Origin of the sequence: Mesorhizobium sp. M2E.F.Ca.ET.209.01.1.1, from assembly GCF_004010375.2 — a bacterium.
GTDB lineage: Bacteria > Pseudomonadota > Alphaproteobacteria > Rhizobiales > Rhizobiaceae > Mesorhizobium.
Map to the genome: position 1 here is coordinate 1 of NZ_SADP02001175.1, position 290 is coordinate 290.

Here is a 290-nt window from a genome sequence, read left to right on the forward strand (position 1 = left end):
TCGCATCTATCAAGGACGCGGTGTCGAAGACGACGCCTGAGAAGATCGGCGCGATCGCAGGCGATCTCGCGGCGGTCGAGGAAATCTTTGCGTTGAAGCTCCTGATGGCTTCGCTCGGTTCGAAGAACACCGATTGCCGCCAGGACGGCGCCGCGCTCGATCCGGCGCTCGGACGCGCCAGCTATATCTTCAACCCGACCATCGAAGGCATCGAGCAGGCCGACGCGGTGCTGATCATCGGAGCCAATCCGCGCTTCGAGGCCTCTGTGCTCAATGCCCGCATCCGCAAG

The 290-nt window shown here is 62.8% G+C and carries 1 protein-coding gene; it reads left to right on the top strand.

Going from position 1 to position 290, the window contains the following annotated elements; all coding sequences use genetic code 11:
* Positions 1-290: molybdopterin-dependent oxidoreductase (locus EN852_RS39615; RefSeq protein ID WP_145994166.1), on the top strand; the 290-nt coding region annotated here is incomplete at both ends.